This window comes from Prescottella agglutinans, from assembly GCF_004011865.1.
Lineage (GTDB): Bacteria > Actinomycetota > Actinomycetes > Mycobacteriales > Mycobacteriaceae > Prescottella > Prescottella agglutinans.
Genome location: NZ_RKLP01000003.1, coordinates 104,372 through 120,157, shown reverse-complemented (window position 1 = coordinate 120,157; position 15,786 = coordinate 104,372). Strand labels below are relative to the sequence as shown.

Annotated in this window: 14 protein-coding genes and 1 riboswitch; of the genes, 6 read left to right on the top strand and 8 right to left on the bottom strand. The window is 69.6% G+C overall.

From position 1 onward, the window contains the following. Nucleotides 1-8 precede the first annotated feature (8 nt). Nucleotides 9-1,076 (bottom strand): glycine oxidase ThiO, encoded by a 1,068-nt coding sequence (gene thiO, locus EGT67_RS07385; protein ID WP_127915422.1) that lies wholly within the window; start codon nt 1,074-1,076, stop codon nt 9-11. Further along, a riboswitch (TPP riboswitch) is annotated at nt 1,076-1,187 on the bottom strand. Its footprint overlaps the gene before it by 1 nt. A 26-nt stretch (nt 1,188-1,213) precedes the next feature. On the opposite strand from thiO, the gene thiE reads away from it, so the two are divergent. Next, nucleotides 1,214-1,906, top strand: coding sequence for a thiamine phosphate synthase (gene thiE, locus EGT67_RS07380; RefSeq protein WP_127915421.1), 693 nt, complete (start codon nt 1,214-1,216; stop codon nt 1,904-1,906). Between the two features lie 9 nt (nt 1,907-1,915). Here thiE and EGT67_RS07375 read toward each other — a convergent pair whose 3' ends face one another. Both EGT67_RS07375 and EGT67_RS07370 read right to left on the bottom strand, forming a co-directional pair. Beyond that, entirely contained in the window at nt 1,916-2,332 is a 417-nt protein-coding gene (locus EGT67_RS07375) for a hypothetical protein (protein ID WP_127915420.1), read from the bottom strand. Nucleotides 2,333-2,358: 26 nt separating this feature from the next. Further along, nucleotides 2,359-3,540 carry a glycosyltransferase 87 family protein gene (locus tag EGT67_RS07370; RefSeq protein ID WP_241565932.1) on the bottom strand — a complete coding sequence of 394 codons (1,182 nt, stop codon included), beginning with the start codon at nt 3,538-3,540 and terminating at the stop codon, nt 2,359-2,361. A gap of 301 nt (nt 3,541-3,841) precedes the next feature. On the opposite strand from EGT67_RS07370, the gene EGT67_RS07365 reads away from it, so the two are divergent. Together EGT67_RS07365 and EGT67_RS07360 are read left to right on the top strand one after the other, a co-directional pair. Beyond that, complete coding sequence (locus tag EGT67_RS07365; protein WP_127915419.1) at nt 3,842-4,255, top strand: phage holin family protein; 414 nt, start codon at nt 3,842-3,844, stop codon at nt 4,253-4,255. Nucleotides 4,256-4,388: 133 nt separating this feature from the next. Then, nucleotides 4,389-4,799 carry a pyridoxamine 5'-phosphate oxidase family protein gene (locus tag EGT67_RS07360; RefSeq protein ID WP_127915418.1) on the top strand — a complete coding sequence of 137 codons (411 nt, stop codon included), beginning with the start codon at nt 4,389-4,391 and terminating at the stop codon, nt 4,797-4,799. Between the two features lie 40 nt (nt 4,800-4,839). Here the strand turns inward: EGT67_RS07360 and EGT67_RS07355 are convergent, their stop codons facing one another. After that, the gene (locus tag EGT67_RS07355) at nt 4,840-5,679 is read right to left on the bottom strand and encodes an NUDIX hydrolase (RefSeq protein ID WP_127915417.1); all 840 of its coding nucleotides are present in this window, start codon (nt 5,677-5,679) and stop codon (nt 4,840-4,842) included. A 155-nt stretch (nt 5,680-5,834) separates the two neighbouring features. Between EGT67_RS07355 and EGT67_RS07350 the strand changes: the two genes are divergently transcribed. Genes EGT67_RS07350 through EGT67_RS07340 form a run of 3 tightly spaced genes read left to right on the top strand, consistent with a single transcriptional unit; the run spans nt 5,835 to nt 10,431 of the window. Then, nucleotides 5,835-7,190, top strand: a complete 1,356-nt coding sequence (locus EGT67_RS07350; protein WP_241565931.1) for a hypothetical protein — start codon at nt 5,835-5,837, stop codon at nt 7,188-7,190. A gap of 11 nt (nt 7,191-7,201) precedes the next feature. Then, nucleotides 7,202-8,167, top strand: coding sequence for a glutamate ABC transporter substrate-binding protein (locus EGT67_RS07345; RefSeq protein ID WP_127915701.1), 966 nt, complete (start codon nt 7,202-7,204; stop codon nt 8,165-8,167). 23 nt (nt 8,168-8,190) lie between these two features. After that, nucleotides 8,191-10,431, top strand: a complete 2,241-nt coding sequence (locus EGT67_RS07340; RefSeq protein WP_127915416.1) for a serine/threonine-protein kinase — start codon at nt 8,191-8,193, stop codon at nt 10,429-10,431. Here EGT67_RS07340 and EGT67_RS07335 read toward each other — a convergent pair. The 4 genes from EGT67_RS07335 to pta form a co-directional block, all read right to left on the bottom strand. Continuing rightward, entirely contained in the window at nt 10,364-10,657 is a 294-nt protein-coding gene (locus tag EGT67_RS07335; protein ID WP_127915415.1) for a hypothetical protein, read from the bottom strand. The two genes, EGT67_RS07340 and EGT67_RS07335, sit on opposite strands and share 68 nt — an antisense overlap. A gap of 1 nt (nt 10,658) precedes the next feature. Then, a complete protein-coding gene (gene ctaD / locus EGT67_RS07330; protein ID WP_127915414.1) occupies nt 10,659-12,410 on the bottom strand; it encodes an aa3-type cytochrome oxidase subunit I in 1,752 nt (583 codons plus the stop codon). A gap of 84 nt (nt 12,411-12,494) precedes the next feature. Continuing rightward, nucleotides 12,495-13,685, bottom strand: a complete 1,191-nt coding sequence (locus tag EGT67_RS07325) for an acetate/propionate family kinase (protein WP_127915413.1) — start codon at nt 13,683-13,685, stop codon at nt 12,495-12,497. Next, nucleotides 13,682-15,778, bottom strand: a complete 2,097-nt coding sequence (pta, locus tag EGT67_RS07320) for a phosphate acetyltransferase (protein ID WP_127915412.1) — start codon at nt 15,776-15,778, stop codon at nt 13,682-13,684. Before pta ends, EGT67_RS07325 begins: the two co-directional genes overlap by 4 nt. Between the last annotated feature and the right edge of the window lie 8 nt (nt 15,779-15,786).

The window sequence follows — 15,786 nt, the reverse complement described above, 5'->3', positions numbered from 1 at the left end:
AACCTCACTCATGCCTTCGCGAATGAAAATCGTTCGGCGGTGGCACTTTCCGCCTCCGCCAGGGGATTGCCGTCCAGGATCGCGACCGTCGCGTCCGCGGTGACCGGGGTCATCAGGATGCCGTTGCGACCGTGTCCGGTCGCGAGCACCACGCGGTCCGAGACGCGTCCGATGATCGGCAGGTTGTCCGGACTCATCGGGCGCAGACCGGCTTTCGCCTCGTACAGCTCGTACTCGCCGATCGCGGGCATCAACGCCTCGGCGTCGGCGATGAGGTCGCGCACCCCGGCCACGGTGACCTGGGTGTCGTGTCCCGACTCGTACTGCGTGGCGCCGACGACGATCCCGTCGGCGCGCGGCACCAGATACGACGGCCGACCGTGCACGCTACCGCGGATGGTGCGCAGCGGCGCGGGCGTCACACCCGGCCGGGCCCGCAGCCGCAGGATCTCGCCCTTCACCGGGCGCACCGGCAGGTCCGGCCACAGCTGCGCCGAGTTCGAACCCGCCGCCAGCACCACCTGATCGGTGGTGAGCTCGGCCAGGTCGGTCACGGCGCGTTCGATCAGCTCGACGCCGGCCGCCACCGCCGCGGTCCGCAGCGCCCGCACCAGCAGCCGGTTGTCGACGGCCGGCTCGGTGGGCGCCTGCAGCGCGAGCCGGATGCCGCGGCCCAGCGACGGCTCGAGCTCGCGGATCTGCGCCCGGTTCAGGATGCGCAGCTCGTGCCCCTGCTCGGCCACCCAGTCGGCGATCGTGTGCAGGTCGGCGGCGTCGGCGGCATCGAGCGCGACGGTCAGCGAGTCGTCGGAGGTGAAGAGTTTCAGATCCGCGATGCGCTCGAGTTCGGCGCCGAAGTCCGGCCACCGCTGCAACGAAGCGGCCCCGAGCGCGAGCGCCTTCTCCTCGCCGGGCCAGCCCTCCGACAGCGGCGCCAGCATGCCGCCGGCGACCCACGACGCACCGCTACCGGGTGCCGGGTCGTACAGCTTGACCGCCCAGCCGCGCTGCGCTGCGCGCCACGCGACGGACAGACCGATGACACCGCCTCCGACGACGGAAACCGATCGGGTCAACTTTTCTCCACCTCACTCCCTGCGCCGGCATGATCCGGGTCAGGTATGACGGTCGGGGCCGGCAGGCCCCCTCTCAGCCCCGCGTTCCTCGGGACTCCCGTGTTGATTAGTCCGCACTAGAGACTACCGTTCCAAGTGTGCACGCCTCCCAATCCGTCAAGCACCTCACACCGCGCGAACGCCTCGCCGATGCGCGCCTCTACCTCTGCACCGACGCCCGCCGCGACAAGGGCGATCTGGCTCACTTCGTGGAGGCCGCACTCGCCGGCGGCGTCGACATCGTCCAGCTCCGCGACAAGGGCTCGGCCGGCGAGCGGGAGTTCGGACCGCTCGAGGTCAAGGAGGAACTGGCCGCGCTGGCGGTGCTGGGCGCGGCGGCCCGACGCCACGGCGCGCTGCTCGCCGTCAACGACCGCGCCGACCTCGCGCTCGCCGCGGGCGCGGACGTCCTGCACCTGGGCCAGAACGACCTGCCCGTGCACTACGCCCGCCGGATCGTCGGCCCCGACGTGGTGATCGGCCGCTCCACGAACAACCGTGCGCAGGCGAGCCTCGCGGCGATCGAGGAGGACGTCGACTACTTCTGCACCGGACCGGTGTGGGCCACGCCCACCAAGCCGGGCCGGACGGCGTCCGGGATCGAACTGGTGCGCAGCACCGCCGAGGCCGCCCCGGCGCGCCCGTGGTTCGCGATCGGCGGTATCGACCAGGAGCGGCTGCCGCAGATCCTCGAGGCCGGCGCCAGCCGCGTCGTCGTCGTGCGCGCGATCACCGCGGCCGACGACCCGGAGGCCGCCGCGCGGGCGCTGTCCGACGCCCTGCGCGGCTGACCCTGCGCATCAGCAGTTGCCGGAGACACCCGCCTGCACGGACCGCTCGATCATGTCGCGGCTGTCCGCAGGCATGTCCTCCCACGTCGCGGTCGCCGGGTCCAGCAGCGGCTGGCCCGCCACCTCGGCCTGCGCGTTGTAGGCGCCCACCCAGGCGCCGGAGCTCGTCTTCAGCAGCCCCAGGAACTCCTCGCCCTTGGCGGCCCGGTCGAACGGCTGCCCGGCGGCCTGGGCGGCCTGCTCGGACGAGTCGATGAAGACAGCGACCTGGCCGCACATCTCCTTGACGGCGGCGTCGACGAGGTCGGCGGCGACGGTGGTGGTCTCGTCGGCGGACGATGCGGCGGAGTCCGCATTGCTGTCGCTGCAGCCGGTGAGGACGAGCAGGGCGACGGGGGCGGCGGCGATCAGGGTTCGAATTTTCATGCCGGAATGGTGACAGGGCGCCCCGGTCACGCTGCCACTGGGTGCTGACCAGCCGGTTCGGGAGTGCGGAACGCGACCACACCGGCTCCGACGAGGATCGCCGCGTACAGCAACAGGTAGATGTTCATGAGGACGTCGGCGACGGCCCACTGCGGCGGGAACAGGAACAGCCCGACCACCACGACGTGCTCGTCCCACCGGTACGGCCACGCTCCGGCCCCGAGGTAGATCACCGCCGCCGCGAGCCACCACCAACCGTTCGTCAGTGCCCGGTGCACGATGTAGACGATCAGCGGCACGAACCACACCCAATGGTGACTCCACGAGAACGGCGACACCGCCGCGGCGCTCAGGCCCGCCACCGTCACCGCGAGCAGGCTCTCTCCCACCCGGTGCAGTCGCACCACGATCCACATGCTCACCGCCACGACGAGCGCCGCCAGCACCAGCCAGAGGACGACCGGCGTCGCATGACCCGTGAGGTGCGCGACGACCCCGCGGATCGACTGGTTCGACGGGTGCTGGTCCTCCGCGATACGCGTGGACTCGAAGAACGTCCGGGTCCAGTACTGCCACGAATCGTCCGGCAGCACCAGCCAACTCACACCGACCGTGGCCACGGTCGTCCCGACCGCCACGGCGGCCGCCCGCCACTGGCGAAGCACCAGGTAGTAGAGCACGAAGTAGGCGGGGGTGAGCTTGATGCCGGCCGCGATCCCGACGCCGATGCCCCTGATCCGGCTCCGTTCGTCACGGGAGACGTCCCACAGCACCAGCGCCATCAGCACCAGGTTGATCTGCCCGTAGAACAGCGTCGTGCGGACGGGCTCGAGAAACGTGCACGCCACCGCCACGAGCGTCGAGACCCCGACGAGCCGGGGCGAGATCCGGTAACCGAGCATCCGCCAGCACAGCGCGACGATCCCGACCAGCAATGCCAGGTTGGCCGCCATCCAGATGTACTTGTCGTACCCGAGGGGCAGCAGACCGAACGGCACGAACACCAGCGTCGAGAACGGCGTGTACGTGTACAGCAGGCCGTGGATGACGGGTTCGGTGTAGAGCGGCAGATCCTCCATGACGCGACGCGCGCCGTCGCGGTAGACGTCGAGGTCGGCGCCCCCGGCGAGCAGTCCGATCTCCGGCATCCACGGACGCACCGTGGTGAGAACGAGGATGGCCGACGTCAGTGCCCACAGCCCGAGCACGACGAGGTGCCCTGTCCGGCGGGGTATTTCACGTTCCCGGGCCGTCCTGCTCCACAACACCAGTCGTCCCCCTTGTCGATCGTCCCCGACGGAGATCTACTACGAAGCCTAAGCAACGATGTCGGTCCCCACCGATAACGGGCTACTTCGAACCCAACTCCCCTGCCCGGAAGTTCGCAAACGCACCCGGCGTCGTTACGCGCCGACCGACGCCCCGAGAGGTAAGCTCACCGAAATCGACCACCCGGTTCGCGGGATGTACCGACGCGGGCTTGCACGGTGTACGCGGAAGGGCCGGAACATGATTCGCTTTCTGATACGATGCGCGATCTTCCTGGGATCGGCCGCGCTCGGGATCCTCGCCGCGGTGTGGCTGATCCCCGAGGTGTCGGTCAGCGCGACCGGATTCATCACCGCCGTGATCCTGTTCGCAATCGCCCAGAGCGTGCTGGCGCCGTTCATCACCCGGCTCGCCGAGCGGAACGCACCGGCATTCCTGGGCGGCATCGGACTGGTGTCCACCTTCGTCGCCCTCCTGATCGCCTCCGCGTTCGGCGGGCTGTCGATCTCCGGATGGCGCACGTGGATCCTCGCGACGATCGTGGTGTGGCTCGTCACCGCGCTCGCGACCGTGCTGTTGCCGCTCGTCGTGCTCCGCAACCGGCGCGAGGACAACAACTCCGAGAAGAAGTCGGCGAAGAAGTCCGACGCCTGACCCGGCCGCCGGCGCAACCCGTTGCTGCGCAGCAGTTCTCACATGCAACGCAGCTCACATCCCGATTCCCTGGCACTCGGTTGTGGGAGGGAGCAGAGTCGGAGGTGAAGACTCGCCGACGATCGGAGCAGACATGCCGGACCGGACCACCCCCGTCACCGCGCTCACCGAGCAGGAGGCACTGGACCTGCTGGCCACCGAGCGGCTCGGACGGCTCATCCTCGTCGCCGGCGACCAGCCCGACGTCTATCCCGTCAACTATGCGGTGAACGACGGCAAGCTCTACTTTCGCAGCGCCGAGGGCGACAAGCTCACCGAGCTCGCGCTCAAACCGATGGTCACCTTCCAGGTGGACCACGCCGACGCCACGTCCGCGTGGAGCATCCTGATCCGCGGCATCGCGCGCACCCTCGTCCGGTTCGACGAGATCAACGCGGCCGAGGAACTCGACCTGCGGTCGTGGGTACCGACCGAGAAGTTCAACTTCGTGGAGATCCGGCCCACCGAGATCACCGGTCGCCGCTTCCTCCTCGAACGCGGCTGACCTCCGGCCCGCTCCGGCCGGCGCTCAGTCCGACCGGCGTTCAGTCCAACCAGCCCAGCACCGTCGACGGCGACAGCGTCAGCACCGACTCGGGCAGCCGGCCGCGCAATCCGCGGTCGGCAGTCACGACCGCGGTGAGGGCGCGGTCGGCGGCGGCCAGCCGGGCGACCTCGTCGTCGCCGCTGCCGGAGGCGGTGTGCACCGCGACCCGCGCGTCGACCTGCCCTGCGGCGCGGGCCCGGCCCTCGAGGACCGCCTCGATGCGCGGCAGCCAGCCGAAACTGCAGTCCGGCAGTTCGATGGTCCGCGGCAGCACCTGGGCGAGCCGGTCCAGCAGTTCGGTCGTCGCGCCGGCACGGTCGCGCCACCATCCGTCGGGCCGCGAACCGAGCACGTTCGCGGTGTCGAGCAGCAGCCGCACCTCGGTGGCCCGCAGCGTCGGCCACGCGAGCGCGAATCCCGGGTGCAGCGGCATGCGCTCCACCTCGGACTCGGGTACCCAGCGCAGTTCGGTGCTCTCCCCGTTCGGGACCAGCGCCAGCGGCTTCTCCGCGTCGGCGACGACCGTCGTGTAGGTCCAGCCGCCGGCGACGGTGGCCGTGACCCGCTCGGTACGCACGTGCACGGACCCGGCGTCGATTCCGGTCTCCTCCTGCGCCTCGCGGACCGCGGCGTGGATCGTCGTCTCGTGGCTGTCGCGCGCGCCACCGGGCAGCGCCCACGTGCCACCCTGATGACTCCACGCTGCCCGATGCTGCAGCAGGACCGCCGCCGAGCCGTCCGCCAGCGGGGCGCGCAGCAATAGACCCGCCGCGCCGTGCCGGCCCCAATGCCGAACCCCGTCGGGGGTCGTCGCCCAACCGTCTCCGTCACCGCGCATGGAGTGCCTCTCACCTGCCCTGTCCGCCGAGCCGCTCGCCTGTCCCCACAGTATTCCCCGCGACATCACGAATCGGAGGAACAACCTGCCGGTGCGGCTTATGCTCGGCAGTGCGGAGGCCGCGAACGATAAGGACGGCGAACCGAGGACATGCCGTGGCAGTGCCGGAAACGAAGACGGCGGGGGACGCGACGACGACCGCGCCGAAGCAGACCAGTGGGATGGCAGCGACGACGTTCGGCGTCGCTCGTGCTCGGCAGATCGCCCCGCGCGACCTGCTGCGATCGACTCCTGCGCGGCTGCTCGCGGTGGGCGTCGCGCTGCTCCTCGGCACGCTGGCCGCGGGACTGATCACCTCCACGGTCGCGAGCGAACGGAAGCAGGAGATCGACGTCCTGCTGTCCACGACCGAACCGCTCGCCCGGTCCGCACAGAACCTGTATTCGTCGCTGTCCGTCGCCGACGCCTCCGCGGCGACGGCGTTCCTGTCCGGCGGTGTGGAACCGAGCGAGGACCGGGACCGCTACTCGCAGGCCATCGGGACCGCGGCCGCGGAACTGGTCGCGACGTCCGACGGGCTGCCCGGCGACGACGCGGGCCGGCGCCTCATCACGTCGATCGCGACGCAATTGCCGGTGTACACGGGGCTGGTGGAGACGGCCCGCGCCAACAACCGCAGCGGCAATCCGGTCGGGTCCGCGTACCTCGCCGAGGCGTCCTCGCTGATGCAGACGAATCTGTTGCCGCTCGCGCAGGCCCTGCACACCGAACGTTCCGCCGCGGCGCTCGCCCCGCAGTCCGAGTTCGCCCGGCCGCCGTGGTTCGCGATCGGGCTGCTCGTGGCGCTGCTGGTCGCGCTCGTCGCGACGCAGGTGGTGATGTCCAGGAGGACCCGGCGCACACTCAACGCCGGGCTGCTGTTCACGACCGCCGCGATGACCGCGTTGCTCGCGTGGATGCTCGTCGCCGGAATCGTGTCCGCGACGGAGGCGCACCGCGCGGTGCGGCAGGGCTCGGCGCCGCTGTCGACGTTCGCGTCGGCACGCATCCTCGCGCAGCAGGCCCGCACCCAGGAGATCCTGCAGCTGGTCCGTCGTGACGAGAAGGAGCAGCACGCGCAGGTCTTCGTCGACGACACCGACCAGCTGCGGATGCTGCTCGACAACTACTCGGCCACCGTCGGCGCGGACGACGCACACGAGGCCTCCCAGGCCCTGGACGTCTGGACTGCGTCGCACCAACGGATGACCGACGCCCTCGAGGTGGGCGACTGGACATCGGCGGCCATGACGGCGGTGGGCTCCGAGCCCGATTCCAGTGCGACGCAGTTCGACGTCGTCGACAAGGCGCTGTCCGACGGCGCGGACAGCGCCCGCGCCGAACTGCGCGGCGACATCTCCGACTCGTCCAGGGTCCTGTCGGCGCTCGGCCCCGGCGCGGTGGTGATCACGATCGTGGCGGCAGTCGGCATCCCTCTGGGCCTGTGGCCCAGGCTGCGGGAGTACCAGTGATCGGATGCCGACTGCTCGCGACGGCCGCCGTGGCTGTCGGGGCCGTCGGCGCGGCCGTGTCGGGCTGTACGGAGCCGCCGGAGCCGTACACGCTCCCGCCGAGCGAGACGTACAGCGTCGCCCCCCTGCCGGAGGGCGCGTCGGTCGTGACGTCGGCTCCCCTGCCCCCGCCCGAGGAGTGCGGTGATCCCACCGCCAGTCTGCGGCCGTTCCCGGCGGGTGAGGTGCCGACGGGACCGTCACTCGACGCGATCCGGGCTCGCGGCCGGCTCATCGTCGGGCTGGACACGGGAAGCAACCTGATGAGTTTCCGGAACCCGGCGACCGGCGGTATCGAGGGGTTCGACGTCGACATCGCCCGGGAGATCGCCCGCGACCTGCTCGGCAGTCCCGACAAGGTGGAGTACCGGGTCCTTGCGGCGGCGGAACGCGAACAGGCGTTGCAGGACGCGAAGGTGGACATCGTCGCCCACACCATGAGCATCACGTGCGGACGGCGCCGGCACGTGGACTTCTCCACCGAGTACTACGAGGCGCACCAGCGGATCCTGGTCATGGCGGGCTCCCCGATCAACGGCGTCGAGGACCTCGACGGGAAGCGGGTGTGCATGACGAAGGGAACGCGCTCCCTCGAGCGCATCCGGGACCTGGCCCCCGGCGCCACGGTGATTTCGGTGCCCACCTGGTCGGACTGCCTGGTGATGCTGCAGCAGCGCCAGGTCGAAGCCGTCAGCGCCGACGACACCCTGCTCGCGGGAATGACGACGCAGGACCCCTACCTGAGGATCGTCGGGCCGAGCCTGGGACCCGAACCGTACGGAATCGGGATCGCCAAGGGCGACGACGATCTGGTGCGGTTCGTGAACGGCACCCTCGAACGGATCCGCGCGGACGGCACGTGGGAGAGGATCTACGAGCGATGGCTCTCCGAACTCGGACCCTCTCCCGGGCCGCCACCGGCGACGTACCGGGACTGACGTGAGGAAGGAACGGAGGATGCATGACAGGAAAGGACGCCGAAGAACACGACACGGCTGACGTCGCGCGCACGCGTGCCGCGACACCGGACGACGACCCGATGGCGACCGCGGCGCAGGAGGTAGTGCCCACCACCGGGCGCCGCACCCGCACCCAGCGCATCCGCACCCGGCGGGTGCTCGGCGGCGGACTGGTCGAGGTGCCGCCGGTTCCGGTGCGCGAACCCCAGTCGGTCATCCTCACCGATCCCCGAGTGCCCGAACGCAAACGGTTCTGCTGGAAGTGCAACAGGCCGGTCGGCCGGTCGACCGAGGACGGCCCCGGCGCCACGTCCGGGATCTGCCCGCACTGCGGGGCCCGATTCGAGTTCTCCCCGCTGCTGTCCCCCGGCGCGGTGATCGCCGGCCAGTACGAGGTCCAGGGCTGCATCGCGCACGGGGGGCTGGGCTGGATCTACCTGGCGATCGACCGCAACGTCGACAACCGGTGGGTGGTCCTCAAGGGTCTGCTGCAACTCGGCGACGCGGAGGCGCGCGCGGTGGCCGCCGCGGAACGTCAGTTCCTCGCCGAGGTGAGACACCCGAGCATCGTCGAGATCTACAACTTCGTCGAGTACCAGAAGGAAGGCTCACCTCCCGCCGGCTATCTGGTGATGGAGTACGTGGGCGGAAACTCGCTGCGTGACATCCTCGCCGCGTGCAAGCGCCCCGAGCGCCTGCCCGTCGAACAGGCCATCGCCTACATTCTCGAGATCCTGCCCGCGCTGGAGTATCTGCACTCGATGGGTCTGGCCTACAACGACCTCAAACCCGACAACATCATGGTCACCGACGTGCAACTGAAGCTGATCGACCTGGGTGCCGTGGCCCCGCTCGAGAGCTACGGCTACCTGTACGGCACCCCCGGCTTCCAGGCGCCCGAGATCACCGAGACCGGGCCGACCGTCGCGTCCGACATCTACACCGTCGGAAGAACTCTCGCGGTGCTGACCCTGGACCTGCCGACGACGAACGGACACTACGCCGATGGGCTGCCGACGCCGGCGCAGGCGCCGCTGCTCGCCCGGTACGACTCCTACCGCCGACTGCTGCTGCGGGCCACCGCCTCCGACCCGGACCGGCGGTTCCGGTCCGCGTCGGAGATGGCGGGTCAGCTCACCGGCGTGCTGCGCGAGATCGTCTCGCGTCAGTCCGACGAGGAGCATCCGATCCTGTCGACGGTCTTCACCCGCCAGCGCGCGATGTTCGGGGCCGACGAGTTCGTCGAGCAGACCGACGTCTTCGCCGATGGTGTCGAACGCGACCGGACCCTGAACGCGCAGAAGGTGGCCCACGCCCTCGCCGTGCCTCTGGTCGATCCCGACGATCCCGGGGCGGCCCTGGTGAACTCGGCCGCGCAGAGCGATCCCCGACTGACGCTCGACATCCTGGACCGAGCCCGCGAGAGCAGCGACCAGGACACCCCGGAATCGCTGGAACTACACCTCGCCGAGGTCCGGGCGCACCTCGATCTCGGAGACGCGGACGGTGCGCGTCGACTGCTGCGCGCGTTGGCGACGACCCATCCGAACGACTGGCGAATCGAGTGGTACCGGGGCATGGCCGCACTGGTCGTGAACGAATTGGCGTCCGCCTACATGTCGTTCGACAACGTCCACACGGCGCTGCCGGGTGAGATCTCGCCGCAACTGGCGATGGCCGCCGCCGCCGAACTGCTCCTCGAGCACAGCACGGAACCCGGCATCGACCGGTGGCGGCTGCCGGCGCTCGAGTTCTACCGGGCGGTGTGGCGGATGGACCGGAACATCGTGAGCGCCGCGTTCGGGCTGGCCCGACGACTCGCGGCCGACGGCGACGTCCACGGCGCCGTCGGCGCACTGGACCAGGTCCCGGTCGGTTCCCGCAGCTACGCCGCCGCCCGGATGACGGCGGTCCTCACGTACCTGTCGGTCCGGCCGATCGGCGACATCAGCGAGCAGACGCTGCGCGAGTGCGCCCGGCGGGTGGAAGCACTGCCCCGCACCGAGATCCGCGGCCCACAGATGCGGACGGTGGTTCTCGGCACGGCACTGCAGTGGCTCCTCGCCGGGCACACCCCCGAAACCGCACGCGAGCCGCTGCTCGGTGTCCCCTTCACCGAGCGCGGCCTGCGTGCGGGAACGGAGTCCGCACTACGAGCGATGGCGCGCGGCGCGCCTACCGCGACCCACCGCTACACGCTCGTGGACCTCGCGAACGCGGTGCGCCCTCGTAGCCTGTTCTGAGACCCGCGCCGCGACGGCCGTCACCGCCGGACTCCTGGATCCGCGCCCCGAGCCACGCGAGCGCCGCGAGGATCAGCACGACCGCCACCGGGATCGGCAGCACCGACGGCGTCGCGAGCGTCAGCGCCACGGTGAGCAGCGGCGCCAGCATCCGTCCCGGCTCGGGGCGGACGTCCACGCGCGGGGCGTGGGCCATCCAGTCGCGGTACCGCGTGCCGTCGTCCATCTCAGACCTTCGTTTCCTGGGGCAGCTCCGCGGCGTTGCCCTTGGGGGCACCGGTGAGTCCGACGTGCGCCTCCTCGCGCATGCGTTCGACCATGTGCGGGTAGTGCAGCTCGAATGCCGGTCGCTCCGAACGGATCCGGGGCAGCTCGGTGAAGTTGTGGCGCGGCGGCGGGCAGCTGGTGGCCCACTCGAGCGAGTTGCCGTAGCCCCACGGGTCGTCGACGGTGACGACCTGCCCGTAGCGGTAGCTCTTGAAGACGTTCCACAGGAACGGCAGCGTGGAGGCGCCCAGGATGAACGAGCCGACCGTGGAGATCGTGTTCAGCGTGGTGAAACCGTCGGTGGGCAGGTAGTCGGCGTAGCGGCGCGGCATGCCCGAGGCGCCGAGCCAGTGCTGGACCAGGAAGGTGGTGTGGAAACCGATCAGCGTGGTCCAGAAGTGCCACTTCGCGAGACGCTCGTCCATCATGCGGCCGGTCATCTTCGGGAACCAGAAGTAGATGCCCGCGTAGGTGGCGAACACGATGGTGCCGAAGAGCACGTAGTGGAAGTGCGCCACCACGAAATAGGTGTCGGTGACGTGGAAGTCGAGCGGCGGGCTCGCGAGCAGGACGCCCGACAGGCCACCGAAGAGGAAGGTCACGAGGAAGCCGACCGAGAACAGCATCGGCGACTCGAACGTGAGCTGGCCCTTCCACATCGTGCCGATCCAGTTGAAGAACTTCACGCCGGTCGGAACCGCGATGAGGAACGTCATGAACGAGAAGAACGGCAGCAGCACCGCACCCGTGGCGTACATGTGGTGCGCCCACACGGCGATCGACAGGGCCGCGATGCCCATGGTGGCGTACACCAGGCCGCTGTAACCGAAGATCGGCTTACGCGAGAAGACCGGGAAGATCTCCGAGACGATGCCGAAGAACGGCAGCGCGATCACGTACACCTCGGGGTGTCCGAAGAACCAGAACAGGTGCTGCCACAGCATGACTCCGCCGGTGGCCGGGTCGAACAGGTGGGCACCGAGGTTCCGGTCCACCCACAGACCGATCAGGGCGGCGGCGAGCAGCGGGAACACCAGCAGGATCAGCAGCGACGTGATGAGGATGTTCCACACGAAGATCGGCATCCGGAACATGGTCATTCCGGGGGCACGCAGGCACACGATGGTGGTGATGAAGTTGACCGCACCGAGGATCGTGCCGACACCGCCGAGCGCCAGGCCCATGATCCACAGGTCCGCACCCAGGCCCGGGGAGTGCACGCCGTTCGACAACGGCACGTAGGCCGTCCAGCCGAAGTCGGCGGCACCACCGGGGGTGATGAAGCCGGCCGTCGCGATCAGTCCACCGAACAGGTAGAACCAGTAGCTCAGCGCGTTGAGCCGCGGGAAGCTCACGTCCGGCGCGCCGATCTGCAGCGGGACGATGTAGTTGGCGAAGCCGAACACGACCGGGGTCGCGTACAGCAGCAGCATGATCGTGCCGTGCATCGTGAACAGCTGGTTGAACTGCTCGTTCGACAGGAACTGCAGGCCCGGGATCGCCAACTCGCTCCGCATCAGCAGCGCCATCAGGCCGCCGACGAGGAAGAACGCGAACGCCGTGACCAGGTACATGATCCCGAGCACCTTGGGATCGGTGGTCGTGATCATCTTGTAGATGAACGACCCCTTCGGCGCGCGGCCCGCGGGCGCGGGTCGCGACGGCGTCAGCGTTCGTGGTGGAGCAAGATCGATCTCGGGGTTGGCAACCATACCCGGAATAGTCGGACTTCCGAGGGTTCCGCGGCGAGGGCCTAAGGTCCCGATCCCCTGCGCCGAGTGACACCTCTTTCCGGATCAGACCAGAGCGATCGCCTTCCGTGCTATGGCGAGCTCCTCGTTGGTGGGTATCACCAGGACCTCCACCGCGGAAACGTCGGCGCTGATCCGCCGCTCACCGGTCTCCGGTGACGCGTTGCGCTCGTCGTCCACCACGATACCGAGACGACCGAGTCCGGCGAGGGCATCGCGGCGCACATCGACATCGTGCTCGCCGACCCCGCCGGTGAAGGTGATCACGTCGACGCCGCCCAGCTCCACGAGGTAGGCCCCGATGTACCGGCGCAGCCGATGCACGTAGACGTCGTACGCGAGCTTGGCCGCGGGGTCCCCGTCGGCGACCATCTGCCGCAGGGCCCGGAAGTCGTTCTCGCCGCACAGCCCCTTCAACCCGGAGTGCCGGTTGAGGAGGTCGTCGAGTTCGTCGCCCTTCATGCCGGCGTTCCGGTTCAGGTGCAGGATCACGCCCGGATCCAGGTCGCCGCTGCGGGTGCCCATCACCAAGCCCTCGAGCGGCGTCATCCCCATCGACGTGTCGACGGCGCGCCCGCCGCGGATCGCCGCGGCCGACGCCCCGTTCCCGAGGTGCAGGACGATCTGGTTCAACTCGCCGTAGTCGCGGTCCAGGAACGCCGCGGCCCGCCCGCTGACGTACTCGTGCGACGTTCCGTGGAAACCGTACCGGCGCACACCGTTCGCGCGTGCCACCTCCGCGTCGATCGCGTAGGTCGCGGCCGCCTCCGACAGCGTGTGGAAGTAGGCCGTGTCGAACACCGCGACATGCGGGACCTCGGGCAGCAGTCGGCGCGCCACCTCGATCCCGACGACGTTCGGCGGATTGTGCAGCGGGGCCAGCGGCGACAGGCGCCGCAACTCGGCGACGACGTCGTCGTCGACGACCGTCGGCTCCCGGAACACCGGCCCGCCGTGCACGACGCGGTGACCCACCGCCACGACCCCCCACTCGCTCAGGGAACGTCCGGCCTCGGCGATGACGTCCTCCGCCGCGTGCAGGCCCGCCGTGTGGTCGGGGATGACGAGTTCGCGCTCGACGACACCGCCGGGGTGGTGGTAGACGATGCGGCCCGACGACTCCCCGATCCGTTCGACGAGCCCCGACCCGACGGCGTCACCCACTCTCGGGTGGACCAGCTGGAACTTGATCGATGACGATCCCGAATTGATCACCAGCACAACCGGTTCGGTCACTTCTGCACCACCTTCACGGGAACGTCCTGAGCCTGGATCGCGGTGATCGCGACGGTGTTGACGATGTCCTGCACGAGAGCGCCGCGGGACAGGTCGTTGACCGGTTTGTTCAACCCCTGCAGCACCGGACCGACCGCGACCGCGCCGGCACTGCGCTGCACCGCCTTGTACGTGTTGTTGCCGGTGTTGAGGTCCGGGAACACGAACACCGTCGCCCGCCCCGCCACCTGCGAGTCCGGGAGCTTCGTGTGCGCGACCGTGGGCTCGACGGCCGCGTCGTACTGGATCGGACCCTCCACCAACAGGTCCGGGCGCCGCTCGTGCACCAGTGAGGTCGCGGTGCGGACCTTGTCGACGCCGATGCCCGTGCCGGAGTCACCCGTCGAGTAGGAGAGCATCGCGATCCGCGGGTCGATCCCGAACCGCGCCGCGGTCTCGGCCGACGAGATCGCGATGTCGGCGAGCTGCTCGGCCGTCGGATCCGGCACGACCGCGCAGTCCCCGTAGGCCAGCACCCGGTCCGCGAGGCACATCAGGAAGACGCTCGACACGGTCGACACACCCGGCTGCGTCTTGATGATCTCGAGCGACGGCCGGATCGTGTGCGCCGTGGTGTGCGCCGCGCCGGACACCATGCCGTCCGCGATCCCCTTGTACACCATCATCGTTCCGAAGTACGAGATGTCGGCCACGATCTCGCGGGCCCGCTCGATCGTCATGCCCCGATGGGCTCGCAGGCGCGCGTACTCGGCTGCGAACTCCGAGAGGTAGTCCGATCGCTTCGGGTCAAGGACCGTCGCCGACGACAGGTCCACACCGAGTTCGGCGGCGCGGGCCCGGACCCTCGTCTCGTCGCCGAGGATCGTCAGGTCGACCACCCGACGACGCAGCAGCCGTCCCGCCGCGCGCAGGATCCGGTCGTCCTCGCCCTCCGGCAACACGATCCGCTTGCGCTCGGCCCGAGCCCGATCGAGCAACTGGTACTCGAACATCTGTGGCGTCACCACCGACGGCAACTCCACCTGCAGCCGTTCGATGAGAGTGGGCGCGTGCACCCGCCGCTCCATCAGGGCCAGCGCGGTGTCGATCTTGCGCAGCGAGCCCACCGAGACGCGTCCGCGGGTCTGAGCCGCGATGTTGGCGGTGTCGAAGGAATCGAAGTGCGTGGCCAGCATCGGCAGCCTCGGGCTCAACCCTGTTATCAGACGCGCCACCGAGCGGTGCGGTTCGATCCCGCCACTCATGACGATGCCCGACAGCGACGGGAAGCCTTGCGCATCATGCGCATTGACGAGGGCGAGCAGAACGTCGGATCGATCTCCCGGCACGATCACGAGCGATCCCTCGGTGATCCGTTCGAGGATGTGCTCGGCGGTCATCGCGCCGACCATCACGTCCAGCGCCTCGCGCTGCAGCAACGCCGTGTCACCGCAGTACAGTTCGCCGTCGACCGCGGCCAGCAACTCGGCGACCGTGGGTGCGATCAGCAGTGGGATCTCCGGCAGGCTCCACACCGGCACCCCGGCGGCTTCGGGCGCGGCAGCGTACTCCTCCAGCCGATCCGGATCGCAGCGGTTCACCACGATCGCGACCAGATGTGCGTGCTGCGCGGCGAGTTCCGCGGTGCACAGGTTCGCCAGCTGGGCCACCTCGTGCGGGCTGCGGTGGGCACCGCGCAACGTCAGCAGCACCGGCGCCTCGAGGTTGGCCGCGATGCGCGCGTTGTAGCCCAGTTCGCTGGGGCTGGCGACGTCGGTGTAGTCGCTGCCCACGATCACGACGGCGTCGCACTCCTCGGCCACCTGGTGGTACCGGGACACGATCTCGCTGAGCGCCCCGTCCGGGTCCGCGTGCACCTGCTCGTACGTCACGCCCATGCACTGGTCGTAGGTCAGGTCGGCGGTGGTGTGGTCGATCAGCAGTTCCAGGATGTGGTCGGTCTCGTCGGTCGACCGCGCGATCGGGCGGAACACCCCCACCCGGGCGGTCGACGCACACAGCATCTGCAGCACCCCCAGGGCCACCGTGGACTTGCCGGTGTCGCCCTCGGGTGAGGCGATGTAGACGCTCGACACGGTGCCCGGATCAGCCATGAGCGACA